The 19,427-nt window shown below is 66.2% G+C and carries 22 protein-coding genes and 1 riboswitch; of the genes, 12 read left to right on the forward strand and 10 right to left on the reverse strand.

Annotated elements, in window-relative coordinates; all coding sequences use genetic code 11:
* Positions 1-73 precede the first annotated feature (73 nt).
* A complete protein-coding gene (locus ACQP1T_RS21335) occupies positions 74-847 on the forward strand; it encodes a DUF72 domain-containing protein (protein WP_433754811.1) in 774 nt (257 codons plus the stop codon).
* Here the strand turns inward: ACQP1T_RS21335 and ACQP1T_RS21340 are convergent.
* Entirely contained in the window at positions 834-1,112 is a 279-nt protein-coding gene (locus tag ACQP1T_RS21340; RefSeq protein ID WP_062990643.1) for a hypothetical protein, read from the reverse strand. The two genes, ACQP1T_RS21335 and ACQP1T_RS21340, sit on opposite strands and share 14 nt — an antisense overlap.
* A gap of 178 nt (positions 1,113-1,290) precedes the next feature.
* Positions 1,291-1,405: riboswitch (TPP riboswitch) on the forward strand.
* Between ACQP1T_RS21340 and ACQP1T_RS21345 the strand changes: the two genes are divergently transcribed.
* The 3 genes from ACQP1T_RS21345 to ACQP1T_RS21355 all read left to right on the forward strand — a co-directional run bounded on the left by ACQP1T_RS21345 (position 1,402) and on the right by ACQP1T_RS21355 (position 5,794).
* Positions 1,402-2,772 (forward strand): purine-cytosine permease family protein, encoded by a 1,371-nt coding sequence (locus ACQP1T_RS21345; protein WP_433754812.1) that lies wholly within the window; start codon positions 1,402-1,404, stop codon positions 2,770-2,772. (Overlaps the previous riboswitch by 4 nt.)
* A 594-nt stretch (positions 2,773-3,366) precedes the next feature.
* The gene (locus tag ACQP1T_RS21350) at positions 3,367-4,782 is read left to right on the forward strand and encodes an alpha/beta fold hydrolase (RefSeq protein WP_433754813.1); all 1,416 of its coding nucleotides are present in this window, start codon (positions 3,367-3,369) and stop codon (positions 4,780-4,782) included.
* Between the two features lie 532 nt (positions 4,783-5,314).
* Positions 5,315-5,794, forward strand: coding sequence for an LOG family protein (locus ACQP1T_RS21355; RefSeq protein ID WP_433754814.1), 480 nt, complete (start codon positions 5,315-5,317; stop codon positions 5,792-5,794).
* Positions 5,795-5,943: 149 nt separating this feature from the next.
* Here the strand turns inward: ACQP1T_RS21355 and ACQP1T_RS21360 are convergent, their stop codons facing one another.
* A complete protein-coding gene (locus ACQP1T_RS21360) occupies positions 5,944-6,411 on the reverse strand; it encodes a GNAT family N-acetyltransferase (RefSeq protein WP_433754815.1) in 468 nt (155 codons plus the stop codon).
* Between the two features lie 78 nt (positions 6,412-6,489).
* On the opposite strand from ACQP1T_RS21360, the gene ACQP1T_RS21365 reads away from it, so the two are divergent.
* The gene (locus ACQP1T_RS21365; RefSeq protein ID WP_433754816.1) at positions 6,490-7,092 is read left to right on the forward strand and encodes a hypothetical protein; all 603 of its coding nucleotides are present in this window, start codon (positions 6,490-6,492) and stop codon (positions 7,090-7,092) included.
* A 51-nt stretch (positions 7,093-7,143) separates the two neighbouring features.
* On the opposite strand, the gene ACQP1T_RS21370 is transcribed toward ACQP1T_RS21365, so the two are convergent.
* Positions 7,144-8,772, reverse strand: coding sequence for a DUF4153 domain-containing protein (locus tag ACQP1T_RS21370; protein WP_433754817.1), 1,629 nt, complete (start codon positions 8,770-8,772; stop codon positions 7,144-7,146).
* Positions 8,773-8,821: 49 nt separating this feature from the next.
* Between ACQP1T_RS21370 and ACQP1T_RS21375 the strand changes: the two genes are divergently transcribed.
* A complete protein-coding gene (locus ACQP1T_RS21375) occupies positions 8,822-9,283 on the forward strand; it encodes a hypothetical protein (protein WP_433754818.1) in 462 nt (153 codons plus the stop codon).
* A 9-nt stretch (positions 9,284-9,292) separates the two neighbouring features.
* Here ACQP1T_RS21375 and ACQP1T_RS21380 read toward each other — a convergent pair whose 3' ends face one another.
* Together ACQP1T_RS21380 and ACQP1T_RS21385 are read right to left on the reverse strand one after the other, a co-directional pair.
* Positions 9,293-10,225 carry a HAMP domain-containing sensor histidine kinase gene (locus ACQP1T_RS21380; RefSeq protein ID WP_433762293.1) on the reverse strand — a complete coding sequence of 311 codons (933 nt, stop codon included), beginning with the start codon at positions 10,223-10,225 and terminating at the stop codon, positions 9,293-9,295.
* 185 nt (positions 10,226-10,410) lie between these two features.
* Positions 10,411-11,112 (reverse strand): response regulator, encoded by a 702-nt coding sequence (locus ACQP1T_RS21385; RefSeq protein ID WP_433754819.1) that lies wholly within the window; start codon positions 11,110-11,112, stop codon positions 10,411-10,413.
* Positions 11,113-11,276: 164 nt separating this feature from the next.
* Here ACQP1T_RS21385 and ACQP1T_RS21390 point away from each other — a divergent pair, with 164 nt between their 5' ends.
* Positions 11,277-11,981, forward strand: a complete 705-nt coding sequence (locus ACQP1T_RS21390; RefSeq protein WP_433754820.1) for a S1 family peptidase — start codon at positions 11,277-11,279, stop codon at positions 11,979-11,981.
* 129 nt (positions 11,982-12,110) lie between these two features.
* Here the strand turns inward: ACQP1T_RS21390 and ACQP1T_RS21395 are convergent, their stop codons facing one another.
* Complete coding sequence (locus ACQP1T_RS21395; RefSeq protein WP_433754821.1) at positions 12,111-13,001, reverse strand: alpha/beta hydrolase; 891 nt, start codon at positions 12,999-13,001, stop codon at positions 12,111-12,113.
* Positions 13,002-13,286: 285 nt separating this feature from the next.
* Between ACQP1T_RS21395 and ACQP1T_RS21400 the strand changes: the two genes are divergently transcribed.
* Positions 13,287-13,676, forward strand: a complete 390-nt coding sequence (locus ACQP1T_RS21400; protein ID WP_433754822.1) for a VOC family protein — start codon at positions 13,287-13,289, stop codon at positions 13,674-13,676.
* Between the two features lies 1 nt (position 13,677).
* Here ACQP1T_RS21400 and ACQP1T_RS21405 read toward each other — a convergent pair whose 3' ends face one another.
* Together ACQP1T_RS21405 and ACQP1T_RS21410 are read right to left on the reverse strand one after the other, a co-directional pair.
* Positions 13,678-14,256, reverse strand: a complete 579-nt coding sequence (locus ACQP1T_RS21405; RefSeq protein WP_433754823.1) for an HdeD family acid-resistance protein — start codon at positions 14,254-14,256, stop codon at positions 13,678-13,680.
* A 74-nt stretch (positions 14,257-14,330) separates the two neighbouring features.
* The gene (locus ACQP1T_RS21410; RefSeq protein ID WP_433754824.1) at positions 14,331-14,741 is read right to left on the reverse strand and encodes a VOC family protein; all 411 of its coding nucleotides are present in this window, start codon (positions 14,739-14,741) and stop codon (positions 14,331-14,333) included.
* A 202-nt stretch (positions 14,742-14,943) separates the two neighbouring features.
* On the opposite strand from ACQP1T_RS21410, the gene ACQP1T_RS21415 reads away from it, so the two are divergent.
* On the forward strand, positions 14,944-15,930 hold the full coding sequence (locus ACQP1T_RS21415) for a glycosyltransferase family 9 protein (protein ID WP_433754825.1): 987 nt from the start codon (positions 14,944-14,946) through the stop codon (positions 15,928-15,930).
* Positions 15,931-15,937: 7 nt separating this feature from the next.
* On the opposite strand, the gene ACQP1T_RS21420 is transcribed toward ACQP1T_RS21415, so the two are convergent.
* The gene (locus tag ACQP1T_RS21420) at positions 15,938-16,261 is read right to left on the reverse strand and encodes an ArsR/SmtB family transcription factor (RefSeq protein WP_433754826.1); all 324 of its coding nucleotides are present in this window, start codon (positions 16,259-16,261) and stop codon (positions 15,938-15,940) included.
* Between the two features lie 183 nt (positions 16,262-16,444).
* On the opposite strand from ACQP1T_RS21420, the gene ACQP1T_RS21425 reads away from it, so the two are divergent.
* The 3 genes from ACQP1T_RS21425 to ACQP1T_RS21435 all read left to right on the forward strand — a co-directional run bounded on the left by ACQP1T_RS21425 (position 16,445) and on the right by ACQP1T_RS21435 (position 19,136).
* Positions 16,445-17,128 carry a M23 family metallopeptidase gene (locus ACQP1T_RS21425; RefSeq protein WP_433754827.1) on the forward strand — a complete coding sequence of 228 codons (684 nt, stop codon included), beginning with the start codon at positions 16,445-16,447 and terminating at the stop codon, positions 17,126-17,128.
* 153 nt (positions 17,129-17,281) lie between these two features.
* Complete coding sequence (locus ACQP1T_RS21430) at positions 17,282-18,367, forward strand: hypothetical protein (protein WP_433754828.1); 1,086 nt, start codon at positions 17,282-17,284, stop codon at positions 18,365-18,367.
* A gap of 304 nt (positions 18,368-18,671) precedes the next feature.
* Positions 18,672-19,136 (forward strand): hypothetical protein, encoded by a 465-nt coding sequence (locus tag ACQP1T_RS21435; protein WP_433754829.1) that lies wholly within the window; start codon positions 18,672-18,674, stop codon positions 19,134-19,136.
* 2 nt (positions 19,137-19,138) lie between these two features.
* Here ACQP1T_RS21435 and ACQP1T_RS21440 read toward each other — a convergent pair whose 3' ends face one another.
* Positions 19,139-19,414: a MoaD/ThiS family protein gene (locus ACQP1T_RS21440; protein ID WP_433754830.1), complete on the reverse strand. Its 276-nt coding sequence runs from the start codon at positions 19,412-19,414 to the stop codon at positions 19,139-19,141.
* Between the last annotated feature and the right edge of the window lie 13 nt (positions 19,415-19,427).

Below are 19,427 nucleotides of genomic sequence, written 5' to 3' on the forward strand. Positions count from 1 at the left end.
ACACCCTCCCTGTACCGATCTACTACACAGCGTAGTTGATACGTTGACCATCGGAAAGTGCTTCGATGGAGATATGCCCCTACTCGTCGGCACATCGGGTTGGCAGTACCGGGACTGGCGCGAGGTGCTGTATCCGACGAACGTTCCGCAGCGTGCGTGGCTGGAAACCTACGCCGCGGGCTTCGCGACGGTCGAAAGCAACAATGCCTTCTATCGACTGCCCAGCGGCGAGACGTTCGCGGCATGGCGGGATCGGACACCGCCGGATTTCTGTTTCGCGGTCAAGGCGAGCCGCTTCCTCACCCACATCAAACGGCTGCGCGAACCCGAGGAGCCGGTCGGGCGGTTGATGGAGCACGCCTGTGCACTGGGCGACAAGCTGGGGCCGGTGCTGTTGCAACTTCCGCCGACGCTGCGAGTCGATCCAGCACTGCTCGACGCGTGCCTACGCTGTTTTCCGCGCACGGTCCGGATCGCGGTCGAACCCAGGCACGATTCCTGGTGGATTCCCGAAGTCCGTGCCGTGCTGACCGAATACGGTGCGGCACTGTGTTGGGCCGATGTCCGCTCCCGACCCGTCGCGCCACTGTGGCGCACGACGGACTGGGGTTATCTGCGACTGCATTCCGGACGTGCGACACCCACACCGCGCTACGGACGCACGGCACTGTCCAGTTGGGCGCGACGGCTGGCCGAGACCTGGTCCGATCGCGAAGAGGTATTCGTCTACTTCAACAATGATCCCGGCGGCGCGGCGGTGCGCGACGCGGTCGTCTTCGCGCGCGCCGCCGCCGCGGCCGGAGCCACCGTCAGCCGTACACCCGCAACGGTTTTCAGCCGACGATAGCGTTCATGATGGTGCCCGCACTGGTCGCGATGACACCGCCGATCATCGCGCCGGCGAGCATCTTCGGCGAATCCAGAGTGCCGCCGCTCCACTTCTCCCAGGCGAACCGGCCGCCCGCGTAGGTGATGCCGCAGACACCCGACAGGAGAACGAACCAGGTCAGGTAGCGGACCATCTGCAGGATCTTCTCCGAGTTGGGCGGGGCCTCTGGCGTCGGATTTCCGATTTGAGCAAGGACGGTCTCGTGCAAGGTGATCAGCATCATGGGCGCATACTCATTCCGGTCGAGGTGAGCGATGAGCGGCAGATAACCGAGCGATAACCAGGTCGGTACCGGACAGTATGGGCGGTGGTCGCGATTTTCGGGCGATCTCCGCCGAACCTGTCTGGAATGTCCGAAGCGCCGCCCGACCCGGCGGTGCACGGGTGTAGCATTTCGCCGAAAACCCCAGCGCGGGAGCTCGGGCACGGCCGGGCTGAGAGGGCGGACCCCACGTTTCGCCGACCGCATGAACCTGTCCGGGTAATGCCGGCGTAGGGAGAGCGGTACCGGGATGTCTGCACCCACCCTTGATCGATCCGAGCGGCGCGAAGCACCACTGACCCTGGACCAGCCAGCGCCGCAGGTGCTCTCGTTCTGGGACCAGAGCGCGTTCTGGGCGAACCTCGGGGTCAGCCTGTTCGCATTCTCCGGTGCCTACACCGTACTGGCGCCGACTTCCGAGGGCGCGGCGCAGATCTCCATCGCCGCGGGCATTCTCGCCATGATCATCGGAACCGTGGTCGGTGGACTCATGCTCGGACTGGCCGCGGTGCCCGGAGCCAAGACCGGTAAGCCCGCGATGATGTTGCTGCGCGGACTATTCGGCGCGAAGCTCAGCTACTTGCCCACGGTGCTCAATATCGCGCAGTTGATCGGTTGGGGCACCTTCGAATTGATCGTCATCGGCGATGCGGCCGAGGAATTGTTCGATGGTGGGCCGCACTGGATTTATGTGATCGCCGCGGGTGTGCTGACGACGGTGTTGACGATATGGCCACTCGGTTCGGTACGGATGCTGCGGCGGTTCGTGACCGTCGGCGTGGTGATCGCGTTGATCTGGTTCTACATTCAGTTCGTCCGCGCGGGTCTGCCGGATCTCACCGCCAACCCGGGCACCGAGGGCGGCGGCCCATTCGGCGTGGACTGGAATCTGTTCTGGGTCGCGACCGATGCGGCGCTCGCGGTTTCGATTTCGTGGGTGCCGGTGGCCGCCGACTACACCCGGCACTCCCGCGGCACCGGTGCGGCATTCGGCGCGGCCAGTGGGGCCTACGCGTTCACCCAGATCATCGCGTATGTGCTCGGGCTGTTCGCGCTGGCGCTCGCCGCCGGCGACGGCGGGGTGTACTCGCCGTTCCTGAAGGTGACCCTCGGAGCGGTGTTCTTCTTCATCTTCGTCTTCCGTGAGGCCGACCAGTCGTTCGCGAATGTGTACTCGACGGCCGTATCGATCCAGAACCTCGCGCCCCGGATCGACCGCCGGGTGCTCTCGATCGGTCTCGGTGTGCTGATCACCCTGCTCGCGCTGCGGCTGAACATGGCGAACTACTTCGGCTTCCTCGGGCTGATCGGGTCAGTCTTCGTGCCGCTGCTCGGCGTGCTCGTCGCCGACTTCTTCCTGCGGGCGCGCGAGCAGTGGGATACCTCGGCGCACGCGCCATCGCGGTGGGGCATGGTTTTCGCCTGGCTCGTCGGTCTTTCGGTCTACCAGCTGATCAACCCGGGCGACGCCGGAGTGTGGACCGACTTCTGGGTGGACGTGCAGCAGAAGCTGCACTTCACCAAGCAGGCGTGGATGAGCGCGTCACTGCTGTCGTTCCTGTCCGCGGTGGTGGTCGCGTGGGGTATGGGGCGTCTATCGATGTTGCGTAAGTCCGCATAGTCTCCTGACCACCGCACTGGAATTGCGGTCATCGCACCCAACGCGCGCCCTGCCGGTTCCCTGATCGTCCCACCCCGCGCCGGGCCCGGCACACACGCGCTGTCGCGTATCGGCCTAATGCGCTGTCGCACATCCATTGAGCACCTCGCACAGGCTGTGGCTTATGCGAGGTCCGCACTGGATCTGCGAGAGCTTTGCTGAACGCCGTGATCTGAGTGGCCGAATCGGTAGGGACCGAGTGGTTCGTAATGTGGCGGTTTCCCGTCGGAGGCGCCGGACGACTCGGCCGACGGCGTGCACGAGTCCGCCAAGTTGCCCAGCGCGTGTCGTGGTGCTGCTGCCGCAGCGGCGCACACCGAGTGCCCCACCGGCGAGCGCGCCGTAGCGGCGCACGGCACACGCCACCAGCAACGGCGCGCGGCGGCACACGCGGTGTGCCACTGGTGAGTGTTTCGCGGGCAATTCGCCGAGACCGGGTGTGGTCCTGCTGATCTCGGACGACGGTTGTTGCGGCGCTTTCGGAACCCTATGTGGTGCAAAACTTTCCGATCACGCAATATTGCGTGTCGCGCAAGATTGCGTATGGTGAAGGGCGTGGCATTCGTACTCGGGTTGCGGGAACGCAAGAAGCTCGCGACTCGGGAGGCGCTCGGATTCGCGGCACTGCGGCTGGCGGTCGAGCATGGGCTGGACAGTGTGCTGGTGGAGGACATCGCGGCCGCGGCGGGTGTTTCACCACGTACGTTCAACAATTACTTCGCCAGCAAGTACGAGGCCGTGTGCTCGGTGGCGGTCGATCGGGCCCGGCGCATCGCGGACGGACTGCACGATCGTCCGGCGGCCGAGGCGCTGTGGCCCGCGGTAATCCACGCGGTACTCGCCGAATTCCGTGACGACGAATTGCCCGATCCGGCATGGACTCGCGGTATTCGGCTGATCACCAGCGAGCCCGCGCTGCAGGGTGAATACCTCAAGGCGCAGGCCGTCATCCAGAAGGCCATCGCGACGGCCATCGCCGCACGCACCGGCCGCGACCCGCGCGCCGATATGTTCCCGCGGATCATGGCGGGCGCGATCGCGACGGCGCTGCAGGTCGCCATCGACCGCTGGGTCGATGCGGACCCGCCCACCGCAGCACTGCCCGTCATCCGGGAAGCGTTGCGGCAACTGTCCTATCTACCAGGAGCCTTCCCTATGGACATCCCCACCGACCACACCCTCGCCGTGCCCGGTGCGACGCTGTACTACGAAATCCGAGGCACCGGACCGCTGCTGCTGCTCATCCCGGGCGGTAATGGCGACGCCGGCAGCTTCGACCAGATCGCCGAGCGCCTGGCCGATCGCTACACGGTGGTTTCCTACGATCGGCGCGGCTTCTCCCGCAGCCCAGGACAGGACCACAACGTCCAACTGGACGGCGCCGATGCCGCCGCGCTGCTCACCCACCTCGGCGAGCAGCCCGCCGCCGTACTCGGTAGCAGCTCCGGCGCCATCGTCGCGCTCGAATTGCTCACCACACGACCGGAACTCGTGCACACGCTCATCGCGCACGAACCGCCGCTGGCGACCGTACTGCCCGATGCCGACAGGTGGCTCACCTTCTTGGACGACGTCCACCAGACCAGCAAGTCCGAGGGCTTCGTCGCCGCCATATCCCGATTCGCCGAAGGCGTCGGGCTGCGCCGGCAGCAGCCCGACGGAGAACCCACACCCGAAGCCGCCGCGGCCGGTGCGCGCATCCAGCAGAACATGCAGTTCTGGATGGAATACGAAATGCGCCAATATGTGCGCTACACACCGGATTTCGACGCACTGCGAGCTGGCGCCGACAAGCTCGTCCTCGCCGTCGGACACGACTCGAAGGAAACGTTCCCGGCGCTGCCCAATGCGGTACTCGGCGAACGCCTCGGACTCGACCTCGTGGAATTCCCGGGCGATCACGTCGGATACCGAAGCGCCGCCGAGGAATTCACCACTCAGCTCGATACGTTGCTCACCAAGCGCGCGTAGGCACCTCTCGGACTCGACCCGCCGCGTCCGGGGTGTCCGAACCGCCTCGCCATGTGACGTATGGAGCCGCTCAGCCGACGCTCGGTCGCCGATCACATGGTGATCTGGCTGGCGTCCCTGGTGAACGCCGTGACGTGGTGGCCGAGGGTGACGGCCTCGGTGAGTACCCGCTGGCCGATATTGCCGGTCGCGCGCGCTCGATGTCCTGCGCACCTCGAACCGGCTCTGGACCTACGTCAGCCCGGCCGAATTGATCTCCCCCGGCGAACGCACCGGCCGCTGGAGGTGTGCCGAGTCCGTAGAAATCTTCGGTCTGCTGGGCAGTACTGGACACACCTGCGGGGTGTACGGGACTCGGCCGAACTGCCTGGCCGCACGACGCACGGCGGTGCTGGGAGGCTGCCCGCAAGACCGGCCCCGGCCGATCGCGCGAAAGCCGAGTAGGCCGGGCTGCGGGGCGTGCCGGTCGGTGCGGGGCCGACCTGCACGGAGTATGCGGCTGAGCGAGATTCCTGCAACTATCGTCGACTCCATGGCTCGCGACATACCTCCGCAGGTCGCGGTTTGCGGACCGGGTGATTGCACCACCACCGAAGGCGAATGGGCGGCGGAGGTAGGACGACTGCTCGCGACTGCTGGTGCCACCGTTCTGTGCGGGGGCGGTACCGGCGTTATGGCCGCAGTCGCGGAGGGGGCCACGCGGGCGGGCGGGCTCGTCATCGGAGTCCGTCCTGATACCGACCGTTCCGCCGTGTGCCGAGGTCTGTCCGCCGTGCTGTACACCAATATGGGCGAGGCCCGGAACGCGATCCTCGTTCAATCCGCCGACGCCGTGATTGTGATCGGCGGCTCGTGGGGCACCCTTTCCGAACTCGCTTTCGCTCACCACCGCGGCACCATTCCCGTCATCTCCCTCGGTGGCTGGCAAGTACACGATGCCGCCGGAAATCCCATCCCCGCAGCAAAACTCGCCACCGACCCCGCCGACGCCGTCCACCGCGCACTCACCTGAGCTCCGAAACCGTCGCCCGCGTGAATCACCGACCGATCCTGCGTTCCAACGCCAGCATGCGCGGACGCGATCGACTCTCGCGCTGACGACAGTGGGACCCGGCGACGAACGGGTAAGCCCGCCCAGTTGACGCGCTAGAAGCGCACGTCCTACGTATCAAGAGGAATAGTTCGCCGAAAGGTCTGGCGTGGGCCGCCTTCCGGTCCTGGGGCGACCATTTCGGCCGGGATGAAACCGAGGCTTTCGTAGAACGCGCGAGCGCGGGTCGCAGCGGGGTGGCCGAGGCCGAAGGTGACTACCTCGATCGTGGCGGGTGCTTGAACGAATCTGTGCAGTGCATCCGTTATCAGTGCGCGGCCGACGCCGTGGCCGCGTGTGTGTTCGGCGACGACGAGCCAGCGGATGTGGTAGATCGGGGCGCGGCGGATACCGAATAGCAAGCCGCCGAGGATATCTGGTCCTGACGATGCGGTGAGGGCCGTGCCGCGCCGGATGTTGTTTTGCAGGGCCGCGCGGAAGTCCGGGGCATCCGCCATGGGGCCGAACCAGGGCTCGACCTGGGCTGCCAGTGACAGAAAGGCCGGGATGTCCTGCTGGCGAGCGAGACCGACGAGCACTCGGTCAGTTTCGCAGGGGCGCGGGGCGGTGTGGTTACCCTGGCGGAAGAGTGCTTCGCGTCGGGGACAGGAGACGCCGTGTCAGTTCCGGGTAGATCACAATGGGCTGCGTCGAACGGGCTGTGGGGGCGGGTGATCTCGGCGCTGGCGGCGGTGGTCGCGGTGGTCGGGATCGCGGTCTGGGTGGGGTTCTTCGTCGAGTACGCCCAGGAACGCGAGGCGGCCGATGCGCAGCGCCGCACCCTCGCCGAGCGTGATCGCGCAGTCGGCGAAATGCGGGCGGCGGATGTCGAGCGCGAGCGGGCGCGAAAGTCGGCATGTGACTACATCACGGCGTTCACCACGTATGACTTCAGCGATCTCGATGCATTCTTCACCGCCGCGCGCAACGGCTCGACCGGTGACTGGCTGCGGCAGATCACCGATATCGAAGCCGCGATGCGCGAGGCTATGACCCAGGCACAAGTGCACAGCTCCTCGACGGGTACGCGTTGTGGACTGGAGACATTCGCTTCCGGTCGAGCTTCCGTGGTGGCGTCGGTCGGTCGCGCGGTGCGCAATATCGCCACCCCAGAACCCCAGATCTCCCAGCTGTCCATCGTGATCAATCTGGCGATGCAGCCCGATGGACGCTGGCTTGTCGACACCATGGACGCACCCGGATTGCTCGCGCCCCGCTAGCGGAGGCGGGCTCGGATGGGCGCGTCCGGCTCAACAGCGACCTCGGTATCCCTAGCGGGCATCGGCGCGCGACAGGTTCCAGCTCTGCCACGTGTCCTCGTCGAGACTCCGGCGGATCGGACCGAGTATCTCAGCACGCTGGGGCTGCGGGAGTCGGTCGACGGCGGGGAGGATATCGGGCGAGAGTCCGCTGAGGTAGTGGGTGTCCAGATTCTTGCCGTGTTCCCAGCGATCGATATTTCGTTCCGCGACAAGGCCTTCCGGGTTGAGCACGGCCAAGGCGAACAGCGTCGACATGGCGGTGCCGATGGCGGCGCGCGGCAGCCAGGTGCCGTCGAGGCGCAGCACCGCCACGATCATCAGCAGATACACCAGGCCCAGCCAGAGTTCGCATACCTCGACCAGCACGCGCATGACAGTGAACCCATAGGCCTGCTGATAGGTCCACATGCGGCCGAGCGCGGAGGCGACGATGATCAGCGTCAACACCGCGATCGCGCACAGCAGGATGCGCAACCAGGCGCGGTCGGCGGCGGATTCCTGTGCGGCCCAACGCAATACGACGGCGATCACGGCGAGGGTGAGGATGGTGACGATCGAAAGCTGCCAGAATCCGCTGCGCGCGTATTCGGCGTATGTCAGATTCGCGGTGCGCTGGACGTAGTCGTCACCGCCGAACAATGCGACGAACTGGGCGGCGACGAAGACCGCGAACAGGATGGTCAGCGCGCCCACCGGCAGTGCCCACTCCAACCGTCGCAGGCCTCGGCCGGATGGTGCGCCGGTCGCGGCGGCGCGCGGGCCCGCCAGCAGATACATGGCCCCGACGCTGCCGAGACCGAGTAGCGCGAACAACACGATCCACTGCACCACAGATGCCGCGTCGAGCTTCGGCGTCACCGCGTCGAGCAGTTTCGCGAATGTCGCATCGGCCCCGCCCAACAACGGCACGAAAATCGCCAACAGCGCGAGCGTCACCGCAACCGACGTCCCGGCCCGCCACGACCGTCGCGCCCTACCGTCGCCGATCCGCTCGAACGCCGAATACACCCAGGGAATGCCCGCAATCGACTCGATCGGCACCGCGATCACGTCGTACCAGGCGCCATATACCGACCGCCGCCCGACGACAGCCAACGACCCGGCCACCGCGGCCCCGACCACACACAGCGCGAACAGCCAGCCGGCGGCCCGCACCGCCCCAACCGCCAGCAGCGCCAACGCCAGGGTCGTCCACCACACCCGCCCCCAATTCACGGCGCGGACACCGAATCCAGATCCAGCTGGATCAGCTCCCCCACCACCGTCTTCCAGCGTCGCCCGACCGCCGGAACCGACCGGATCCGAGCTTCCCGCAGCACGCTTCACTTCAGGAGAATGCGCCGACTGCGCGCCAGCACCTTTGACCACCGTCGGGCGGCCGGGTTCCTCGAGAGCCGGACATTCCGGGCCCCGCTCCGTCGCCTTGAAGGCGGCCGAATCCGTCGTCGCGCTAGCCGCTCCTGCCGTACACCGTGCGCGGCGGTCCACCGTGAACACCGCGGCCGCTGCCACCGAACCGGCAAGTACCCAACCGATCCCAGGCCGGTCCAGTGGGATGAACACCGCGCCCGCGAGACCTGCGATACCCGCTGCGGGCAATACGCCTTGCGGGCAGACGACGCGCCGCCACCTCGGCACTTGTGTAGGCCAAGGTCTCGGCGCGGGCAACCCGGAGGTCGGCGGCGTAGTGGGTGGCAGCGCAGTCGATGGCGGGCTCACCGGCAGCGGGCTCGACCATACACTCGGCGAGTTCGTCGGCGCGTCGGACGATATCCCCGTCGACACATCCGCCGCACCACTCGACGACACTCCCCGATCGGTCGTCGATGTACTCACGGGTGCGCCCGAATCCGTCTGTGTCACGCCCTCGCTCGTCGAATCCGATGCGTCCGACGCCGGTTCGGCCGACCACCCAGCAGACCCTTCGGTATCTGTGTGCGCATCCGGAACCGCATCCCCCTGGGACTCGACCGAGGTCGGCGCACCGGACACGGCGACGTTCGGCGCCTCCGCTACCGCATCGGCTCGTGTGCTCGGCTCCGATATCGCTGCGGGTGGCGTCGATGATTCGGGTTGGTCTGGCATTGGTGTCCCCTCCTATGGGTGTGTGGGATCGTCCCGGGACCTCATTCGTCCGGGCGCGAGATAGTGGAGTGAGTCAGGGGGCCGGGAGAGTCACGCGGATCCGCGAGCCCGGATCGGCGACAGCGATGGTGCCGCCGTGGAGGTCGACGATCCAGCGCGAGATGGCGAGCCCCAGGCCGGTGCCGCCGCCGTCGGTGCGCCCGCCGCGGGTGAAGCGATCGAAGATGGTGGCGCGCTCGGCGATCGGAATGCCCGGGCCTTGGTCTTGGACATCTATGACCAGACCGCCGCGGTCGGCGTGGGCCTCGATGCGGACTTCCCCACCGGCGGGTCCGTGGCGTGCGGCGTTGTCGAGCAGGTTGAGCAGCACCTGATGCAAACGTGCACGGTCTGCGAAAACGCTTGCGCTGCTAGGTTGCACGTCGGTGCGGAAGCGCACGCCGCGCCCGAGCGCCACAGCGGCAACCTCGGCCTCGGCGACGACCTCGGCCAAAAGCGGTGTGATGCTGAGTTCTTCGCGGTCGAGCGCGCGAGCGCCGGATTCGATGGTGGACAGGTCGAGCAGTTCGGAGACGAGTCGGCCGAGCCGTTCGGTTTGGGCGAGTGCGGCGCGCAGGGTTTTGTCGTCGGGTTCGGATATGCCGTCGACCATGTTCTCCAGCACCGCATTCAGCGCGGTGATCGGGGTGCGCAGTTCGTGGGAGACATTGGCGATCAGGTCGCGGCGCTGCTGGTCGGCGGCGGCCAGGTCGGCGGCCATCTGATTGAAGGCCGCCGCCAGCTGCCCGACCTCGTCACGCGAGCTGGCCCGTACCCGGCGGGTGTAATCGCCCTGCGCCATCCGCTTGGCCGCCGCCGTCATCTCGCGTAGCGGCCGAGTGGTGCCGTGCGCCAGGATCTGCGAGGTGATCAGCGCGATCACCGTTGCCGCGATCGTCGTCTTCGGCGGCAGCCAGCCGATCCGCAGCCGAAAGAACCCGAATGCCACCCCGGCCGACCCGAGCATCAGAATCGCGAACTTCAGCTTGATCGATGTCACCGGATCCAGCGGCCGCGGCAAGATATCCGCGACGACGTCCGATATGCCGCGCAGGTGCCCCGAAACAACCGCGCGCCACGGCAATCCCGACGCACCAGCGCGCACGACCTCCTCGGTAGCGCGATCGATGCCCGACTCTCGCATGTCATCGCTCATCGCGCGTCCAACGCATAGCCGACACCGTGCACGGTTCGGATCACGTCGGCGCCGAGCTTGCGACGCAATGCCTTGACATGGCTGTCAACCGCCCGGGTACCCGCGGCATCGGCCCAGTCCCACACCTCTTCGAGCAACCGTTCCCGGGCCAGCACCGCGCGAGGTCGGCGTGCCAACCGAGCCAGCAGATCGAATTCGAGCGGGGTGAGTTGGGCTTCTATATCGGCGCGCCAGACGCGGCGTTGGTCCACATCGATGCGTAAGTCGCCGACGATGATGGTGGCGCCGTCGCGTTCGGTGGCGCGATCCATGCGGCGCAGCAGGGCGTGAACTCGGGCGGCCAGGACACGAAGCGAGAACGGCTTGGTCAAGTAGTCGTCCGCGCCGACGCCGAGGCCGATGAGCTGATCGGTTTCGTCGGTGCGCGCGGTGAGCATGAGGACCGGAATCGGGCGCGCGGCCTGTATGCGGCGGCACACCTCGATACCGTCGAAGCCGGGCAGCATCACATCCAGCACCACCAGATCGGGCACGACCGCCTCGGCCGCCGCGACCGCCCCGGGACCGTCATGCGCCAGATCGACGGTGAACCCCTCGGACCGCAGCCGCGCCGCCACCGATTCCGCGATGGTCACCTCATCGTCGACCACCAGAATCCGTCGCGCCGCCTGCCCATTGCCCTCCGGGTGCTGTTCCATGAACCGAAACCCTAGCCACCTGCTGTGGAGAGAACCCGCACCAATTGTGGAGATTCCGTGTGGGGTGCCAGCAGTTCGGCGGCGGAGTCGACGACATCAAACCGTGTCCCACCTGCAACGAAGCGAATACCGAGAAGCGGCGGCCACGGCGGACAGTTAGCGACATGGTTGCCATGGGAAAGCTCGGGATACGCGTGCTCGTGGCCGCGGCCATCGCGGTCTTCGCCCCCTCTGGGCTCCCTGGGAACGCGACGGCCGCCCAGATGGCGATAATGGGCGGCGGCTCGGGCATTGTGCTCGACGGCCGCGCTGTATGCACCCTCACCACGGTCGGCTACGACCACGCCGACCGGATGGTCGGGCTCACCGCCGGACACTGCGCCGAACTCGGTATGCCTGTCCAGTCCGATACACAGCAGGCGGGCGTCATCGGCACCGTCGCCGTGGTCGACCACGACAACGACTTCGCCGTCATCGAATTCGACCGCACCAAGGTCACGCCGGTTCGCCAAGTGGCGCAAACGTTGATCAATGGCATCGGCGTACCGCCGCGACCGGGCGATATCGTCTGCAAGAACGGCCGCACCTCCGGCTTCGACTGCGGCGTGGTGTGGGATGCGCCCGGGTGGTGGTTCCAGAGCCAGCTCTGCTCCAGGCCGGGCGATTCGGGCGGGCCGGTCACGCTCGGCGACCGCCTGGTCGGGATGAATGTCGGGCATATCGGCGTCGTGGTGCTCGGCGTGACCGTCGTCGACGCTGCCTGCGGCACGGCAGTGGTGCACGATCCGGCCGTGGCGATCGAGATCGGCGTAATCCTGGGTGAGATTGATCGGTCGGGTGGCGTCGGCGCCGGTTTCCGGCCGCTGTGAGATCACGGCTCCCGTTCCGGCCCGTCTGTTCGTGCACTCGATGGCGAAATGCGCCGACACTCGAGCGAATACGGCGTCATCGACTCGAATCCGTTGCCGCCACCACACCTGCGCGCGTATCGGCAGGCGTTATCCGTTCAGTTCGGCAAGTAAGAAGTCGCGGGCCACGCTGGATGCTCGTTCGAACTGCTCCTCGTAGACGGCGAAATGGGGGCCGGGAATAAGCGCCAGCTGTTTGGGCTCCAGCGCTTCGGCATAGCTCTGCAGCGCGATATCGCTCGGCGTCAAAGTGTCCTGATCGGCGATCACCATCAGCAGAGGCGTCGGAGAGACACGGCGCAGGAAGGCTTCCGGTGCGTAGGACTGGAATTTGTCGACGCTGGAGAGGGTGACCTCGTTGCGCCAGGTGGGGATCTGCGGGCCGTTGGCCATCAACCAGTTGTAGACCTCGATGCCCGGCATGGCGACGAGTTCGGTGGGATCGTCGGAGGCCGCCTTGATCATCTGATGCGGTTTGCCCGCGGCACGGGCCTGCCGGTCCGCGGCGATGGCCGCATGGACCGCGGGCAGCATGATGGAGGGGACCAAACTGCGAAAGTTGGCCCAGCCGTTGGTCAGTGGCACCTGCGACACGACCGCGCGCACGCGCCGATCGGTTGCCGCGACGACCAGCACGTGGCCACCGGCGAAACTGGTTCCCCAGATGCCGATGCGTTCCGGATCGATGCCCTCCAGCGTTTGGGCGAAGGTGATCGCATCGCGGTATCCCTCGATCTGGGCGACAGGGTCGACTTCGTAGCGGGGTTCACCATCGGAGGTGCCGAACCCAGGGTGGTCGTACACCAGACACGCCAGGCCTGCCTTGCTGAAGACTTCGGCGAATGGCGCCACCCATTCCTTCACGCCCGCGAAGCCGTGTGTCATCACCACCAATGGAACGGGACCCGACGCCGCTTCCGGCCGGAAGAGCCAGCCCCGTAATGTCACTGCGCCACTGGTGAATTCGATGTCGACCCGCATCCGATTCCTCCATTACTTCGGTCCTGTAACGAAGGTACGGCGCGGGTGACGAGATGTCGAAGGGCAAGCCGATCAGGTCCACAGCACCGCGACGAATACGTTGACGATCGCCAAACCACCCGATGCATGCGTCATCCACGGCACCGGCTTCCCCCCGCTCGGCATCGGCACGGCCGATCTCCGCGAATGCGGCAACCGTTCTGACACACGAGTCTTCCAGCAAGCATGCTCATGTGTGGCGCCGGTGCTCGCCGATGACCAGGCGGGCTGGCTACCATGACGAGGATGCTGAGCAACGCACACATCGAAGCCCGCATACCCACCAAGGACCTCGCTCGAGCCCGCCGCTGGTACGCCGAGAAACTCGGCCTCGAACCGGTCGAGGAACGCGAGGGCGGCCTGCGTTACGAAGGCGCGTCGGGCGTCTTCTGTCTGTTCGCCTCCGCCGGTGCGTCCGATGGCTCGTTCACCCAGATGGGTTTCTACGTCGACGACATCGAGGCAACAGTCGCGGGTCTACGGGCCCGCGGCGTGGTGTTCGAGGAATACGACGGCACCGTGAACGGGATCATGGACATCGAGGGCAATTATCCGAGCAAGGGGCGCGCCGAGCGCGGCGCATGGTTCCGCGACAGCGAGGGAAACCTGCTCGGGCTCGGTCAGGTCATCGTCTGATTCAGACCTGAGCGAACTTCTTCGCATCCTTGCGGACACCGAACGCGGTGACGATCTCCATGATGCCCAGGATGATCAGCCACCACCCGGCGACCAATACCAGCGTCGCCACCGATGCGACCGGCCACACGATCAGCACCACTCCACCGATCGCGGTGATGATCCCGAAGAAAGCCTCCAAGCCCCGGCCCGGCAGGGCGGGTTCCGAGATCGCCGCCATCAGCAGCGCGATACCACGGAACAGCCAGCCGATGCCGATCCAGAGGCCGAGCAACAGAAGCGTCTCGAACTCGTCACGAAAGCAGAAGACACCGATGATGATCGACAACACACCACTGATGAACGCCAGCACCCGTATTCCGGTGCTGGTGTGCGTGCCGAATGCGGCCAGCAGCTGCAGGAAGCCGCTCACCACCAGATAGATACCGAAGATGATCCCGACAGCCGCCAGTGTCGCATCGGGCCAGGCCAGGATCATCACACCGAGGACCACCGAGAGGATCCCGGTGACCAGAACCGATTGCCACGCAACGCGCGCAAGCGACTGCACAGGACCCTCTAGCACGCTGTTTGTCGTCATGACGTGATGTTAGGCCCCACAACGAGAGTTTTCTGAACATTTGCTGGACACACGCGCTGAGCGGTGGTCCGACCCTAAGCGGGCGTTGAGATATTGACCATCCACGCGATGCCGAAGCGGTCCAGGCACATGCCGAATTCGTCGCCCCACATCTGCTTCTCCAACGGCACCGTGACCGTGCCACCGGCGCACAGCTTGTCCCAGTAGCCGCGCAGTTCGTCGGCGTCATTACCACTGAGACTGATCGAAATACTGCTTCCCGGTTTATATTCCATACCGGGCGGGGTATCCGATGCCATCAGCGTGAATCCGCTCGGCGTCTCCAGCATGCCGTGCATGATCAAATGCGCGCCGGGTGCGTCCTTATCCCCCATATCGCCGAAAGTCTGCATGGTCAGCGTGCCGTCGAACACATCTCGATAGAACTCCAACGCGGTGCGCGCCGAGTCGGAAAAACTGATGTACGGGTTGAGTCGGGAGGTCATAGGAACGCTCCTTGGTGGTAGTGGCCGCCATCGCCGAGGCTAGTCCTCCGACTCGGACAGTGGGCTCGATAACGGGGTACTCGCTCACGTTTATCGCCGAGAGGGCTCGGGTAGTCATCCCTAAGTGGCTCTCGTCGTGTGCACCCATGGGGTGAAGCGGGTTGGGTCGGGTTCGCGAGTCTCGGGTGGCTAGGAGAAGAGGGTGGCGGTTGTTCTCGTGCTGCAGGCACGTGGCCTCGGTGATCTGCTCACCGCGGTTCCCGCGTTGCGCGCGCTGCGACGGGCGAAACCGCACGATCAGATCGTCCTCGCCGCCCCGCACCGCTTGAAGCCGATCGTCGACCTCATCGCCTCGGTCGACTCCATGATCCCGACCGCCGACCTCGGTGACCTGCGCTGGGATGCCCCCGAACCCACGCTGGCGGTGAACCTGCACGGACCGAGCGCCGAGAGCATCGTCGCGCTCACCAAGACCGATCCCGGACGCATCCTCTCCTACCGCAATCCGGCCTTTCCGGAGTTGGCGGGCCCGGAATGGCAGACGGATATGCATCATGTCGAGCGCTGGTGTCATCTGCTCGAATCCGACGGCATCGTCGCCGATCGCCGCAATCTCGGCCTCGTTCCGCCCGTCGCGACCACAAGTCGTCGCGATTGCGTCGTCGTGCACGTCGGCGCGGGCGCACCGGCTCGCCGCTGGCCGCCGGACCGGTTCGCCGCGGTCGTGCGGCATCTGCTTGTGCTCGGTCGCGAAGTGGTCCTCACCGGTGACCCGTCCGAGCGCGATACCGCGCTGAATATCGCCGCGCGCGCGGGCCTACCCGTCGGTCGGGTGCTCGCGGGTGAACAGAACCTCATCGAACTCGCCGCCACGGTCGCCGAGGCCGCGCTCGTCATCTGCGGTGATACCGGCGTCGCGCACCTGGCCACCGCGTTCGGGACCCGCACCGTATTGCTGTTCGGTCCGACACCGCCGCGCTGGGGCGGACCACCACCGCATCTGCTCGGCAGGCATGCAGTGCTGTGGGCCGGTCAGCTCGGCGATCCGATGGCCGATACACCCGATCCCGGATTGCTGCGGATCGGCGTCACCGAGGTGATCAGCGCCGTCGACAAGCAAATCGCCAAGCGAGCGTGGCCGGGTAACGGAAACAATCGCGGGCGGACGGCGTATCGCCGCGTGGGCTGAGCACAACTCAGGCGTTGCCCTCGGCGCGGGCGCTGCTCAAGGCGGCGGCATAGGCCGCCAGCGCGCTGGGCCAGAACTGCTCTAGATAGTCGCGCGCCTCGCCCAGGCCGCGCGGATCCAGGAAGTACAGCCGCCGATTGCCGTCCGGGCGCATCATCACCAGCCGGGCCTCGCGCAGTACGCGCAGATGCTGGGAGGCTGCCGAGCTGGTTACGCCGACGAGTTTCGCGAGATCGCCGACCGACATCGGCGCGGTCGGCAATGCCTCGAAAATGGTCCGGCGGGTCGGATCGGCGAGCGCCTCGATGGCCCGAACTCCATTAGTCGCCACTGAAACAGTGTGAGCGTCCGGCACCCAGCCGGTCAATTCCGCGCACTACGACATTTCGCCAGGTCTCCCACGCGACCACGCCGTGTCGTTACTCAGTTGTAATCACCCAGCTGGGCTTTCGTTGGTCTATGACGGTCGCCACAGGATTGGGGAACGTCCACGGCGCTCCCGTACGTTCTAGCAATGCCCGTGACCGTACCGTTACCTTATCGTCTCGGCGCGACCGGTTCCCGCCGCAAGCGCGCCGCCACCCGGGTGGTTGCCACTGCCGCGGTCGTCAGTGCCGCGATCGGCGTACTGGCCGCCGCGGACCCCGACGCATTGCCCGGAATCGCCGGAAGGACCGACGAGGCCAGTGACGCCGTCGCCTTCACCGCATTCACCCCGCCCGAGGCTCAAATTCCGCAGACCGTTCCCGAGGCCGTGAGCTGGGATCAGAACCGGATGGCCGCCGAGGCGGCCCGGCCGCGCACCGTTCGTCCCATCGGGGGTGTGCTGACCTCCAACTTCGGCATGCGCTGGGGCGCGCTGCACGCGGGCCTCGATTTCGCCGACGCCATCGGGACCCCGATCGCCGCTGTCACCGACGGCACCGTCATCGAGGCGGGTCCGGCTTCCGGCTTCGGCATGTGGGTGCGGGTACAGCAGGACGACGGCACCATCGGCGTCTACGGCCACGTGAACGACATTCTCGCCACCGTCGGTCAGCAGGTGCGCGCGGGCGATGTCATCGCCACCGTCGGCAACCGCGGCTTCTCCACCGGCCCGCACCTGCACTACGAAGTCCATTCGGGCGATGGCGCTCCGATCGATCCGATGCCCTGGCTCGGCGCGCGCGGTATCGCCGTCGGCTTCGCCCCGGAGTAAGCGCTCCGTATCCGATTCGGCCACCGGCGCATTCGCGATTCGATGAGGGAATAGCGAATGCATCCGGTGGTCGATATCTAGTACCTCGGTATCACCCGCGAATGGCGCTGCGGCGGGACGTGGTCGTGCGTCGTGGGTTCCTACCGTCGGATCATGCCGACGATCGATACCCTTTCCGCCCCTGGCGATTCCGCGCGCCGTCGTCGCCCCGCCGTCGTCCCGGACCTGCCGCGCGGCGCCCGCCTGCATCGTCCGCTGCTGTGGATGGTCACCGCGATGGCCGCGATGGTCCTGTTCTCGGCCGGTGGCATGGTGTTCGACGACCGGATGCTGCTCGACGAATCCGTATGGCTCAAGCCGTTCAAGTTCGGGTTCGCATTCGTGCTCTATGGGATCACCCTGGCGTGGCTGCTGTCCTTGCCGCACAAGGGCAGTCGGGTCACCTGGTGGCTGGGTACGGTGTTCGCGATCACCGGATTCGTGGACGTCGGGTTCATCGTGGTGCAGGCCGCACGCGGCACCTACAGTCATTTCAACGACGAGACCGATGCCGTGAATTCGATCGGCCAGATGGTGTTCGCATCCGGTGTGCCCGGCTTGTTCTTCGCGAATCTCGTTATCGTGCTGATCCTTTCGTGGCAGCGCCTGGTGGACCGGCCGACCGCGCGGGCCATTCACGCCGGACTCGGCCTGGCCGTCGTCGGGATGGCGCTCGGGTACCTGATGGGATTCACCGGGAAACAACTGGTGCGCGACGCCGACGGCAATGTGGTCGAGCTGGTGGCTGGACATACCGTGCTGGACAATCCATCGCTGGACGCGCGTGATGGTGTCGGCGGTATGCCGATCACGCACTGGAGCACCATCGGCGGCGACCTGCGGATCCCGCATTTCCTCGGGCTACACGCCATTCAGGTCTTGCTGCTCGCCGTTGTCGCATTGGCCAGGCTGGCGCCACGCTACCCGTGGCTGCGGGCCGAACGGACGCGCGCGGCGCTGGTCGGTGTGCTCGCATCGGGCTATACCGGTCTGCTCGCGATCGTGTTCTGGCAGGCGATGCGAGCCCAGTCGCTGGTGCATCCGGACGGTCGGACGCTGTTCGCCGCCGGTGTATTGATGTGGATGGTTGCTCTGCTGACCCTCAGCGTCTACTGGCGGGCCCGCGCCGCGGCAGATCACCGCCGCAACGCCCCTGGCGCCGTGCGACTGTTCGCTGCCGGAACGCACACCCGCGGATAGCAGCAGCGTTCGCTGCCTGCGGAACCCGCGCCGGGGTGGAACGGCATATCCAACACCTCGACCTGTCATCCGAAAGGTATTGCCGAACAACGAAACCCAGGCTGCCATCCGCTGGTTCGCCGACCATCGGCCGACAACCGAGCGCTCCCGAAACAGGAACAACATCGACAGCCGCTGGAAGGAGCCGAGCGAAGTAGCGATCTTCGGATACTGCGAAGAGACGGAGTGAAATCTCCAGTACGGTGGTCGAGCGCGCTGAGCGAGATCGGAACACTCGTTCGGAAGAGCCGAGAAAGGTTGTTCAATGGCCCTGACGAATACCTTCGCCGTCATCCAGACCGTCGTGCTGGCCGCATGGTTCGGCGCCATGGTCTATTCGATCGTCGTGGTACAGCAGTTCCAGCTGCGCGCGGCCGATCCGGATGAGTTCGAGGACGTCGGCCAACTGATGGCCAGCGGCTCGCGGCGCAGGATTCTCCGGCTGGCCGTATTGATCGCGATCTCCGGAACCGGCCTCGCCATCAGCCGCGCCACCGACACCCCCGGACCGAGCACCGAGTGGATCGTCTTGATGTGTATCAAGCTGGTGCTGTTCGTTATCGCGTGCGGTGCGTTCGCGTACCAGTCGTGGTGGGTGTGGCCGAAGCGGATCTTCGCGCTCCCCGCGGAGATGCCGGGCGTGCGGCGGACGTTTCTGATCACGTCGCTGGTGATGACGGTGGCACTCGGCTTGATACTCGCCATCGACGTGATCGCGGCGACCGCGTAGGGTCAGGCGCCGCCCGCCATCGCGGACAGAATGGTCACCGACGAGCCCGCCCGCACCGCCGTGTCCAGCCCCTGCTCGGTCCGCACATCGTTGTCATCGACGTAGACATTCACGAACCGGTGCAACTTGCCGTCGGTGACGATGCGGCCCTGCAGGCTGTCGTACCTGGATTCCAGGTCGGCGATGATCGCCCCGACCGTCTCCCCCGACGCCTCGACTCGCTTCTCGCCGCCGGTGTGCCGACGCAGCACCGCTGGAATACTGACCGTAACCGTCATCGGAACGTACCCT

Source organism: Nocardia sp. CA-135398, assembly GCF_050955845.1.
Classification (GTDB): Bacteria; Actinomycetota; Actinomycetes; order Mycobacteriales; family Mycobacteriaceae; genus Nocardia.

Bases quoted from the DNA above. Each gene is read 5' to 3' on its own strand.
- ACQP1T_RS21395 (WP_433754821.1), bottom strand. From the start codon at position 13,001: ATGCGGGTCGACATCGAATTCACCAGTGGCGCAGTGACATTACGGGGC.
- ACQP1T_RS21340 (WP_062990643.1), bottom strand. From the start codon at position 1,112: ATGATGCTGATCACCTTGCACGAGACCGTCCTTGCTCAAATCGGAAAT.
- ACQP1T_RS21390 (WP_433754820.1), top strand. From the start codon at position 11,277: ATGGTTGCCATGGGAAAGCTCGGGATACGCGTGCTCGTGGCCGCGGCC.
- ACQP1T_RS21335 (WP_433754811.1), top strand. From the start codon at position 74: ATGCCCCTACTCGTCGGCACATCGGGTTGGCAGTACCGGGACTGGCGC.
- ACQP1T_RS21345 (WP_433754812.1), top strand. From the start codon at position 1,402: ATGTCTGCACCCACCCTTGATCGATCCGAGCGGCGCGAAGCACCACTG.
- ACQP1T_RS21355 (WP_433754814.1), top strand. From the start codon at position 5,315: ATGGCTCGCGACATACCTCCGCAGGTCGCGGTTTGCGGACCGGGTGAT.
- ACQP1T_RS21440 (WP_433754830.1), bottom strand. From the start codon at position 19,414: ATGACGGTTACGGTCAGTATTCCAGCGGTGCTGCGTCGGCACACCGGC.
- ACQP1T_RS21385 (WP_433754819.1), bottom strand. From the start codon at position 11,112: ATGGAACAGCACCCGGAGGGCAATGGGCAGGCGGCGCGACGGATTCTG.
- ACQP1T_RS21430 (WP_433754828.1), top strand. From the start codon at position 17,282: ATGCCGACGATCGATACCCTTTCCGCCCCTGGCGATTCCGCGCGCCGT.
- ACQP1T_RS21405 (WP_433754823.1), bottom strand. From the start codon at position 14,256: ATGACGACAAACAGCGTGCTAGAGGGTCCTGTGCAGTCGCTTGCGCGC.
- ACQP1T_RS21435 (WP_433754829.1), top strand. From the start codon at position 18,672: ATGGCCCTGACGAATACCTTCGCCGTCATCCAGACCGTCGTGCTGGCC.
- ACQP1T_RS21410 (WP_433754824.1), bottom strand. From the start codon at position 14,741: ATGACCTCCCGACTCAACCCGTACATCAGTTTTTCCGACTCGGCGCGC.
- ACQP1T_RS21425 (WP_433754827.1), top strand. From the start codon at position 16,445: ATGCCCGTGACCGTACCGTTACCTTATCGTCTCGGCGCGACCGGTTCC.
- ACQP1T_RS21400 (WP_433754822.1), top strand. From the start codon at position 13,287: ATGCTGAGCAACGCACACATCGAAGCCCGCATACCCACCAAGGACCTC.
- ACQP1T_RS21380 (WP_433762293.1), bottom strand. From the start codon at position 10,225: ATGCTCGGGTCGGCCGGGGTGGCATTCGGGTTCTTTCGGCTGCGGATC.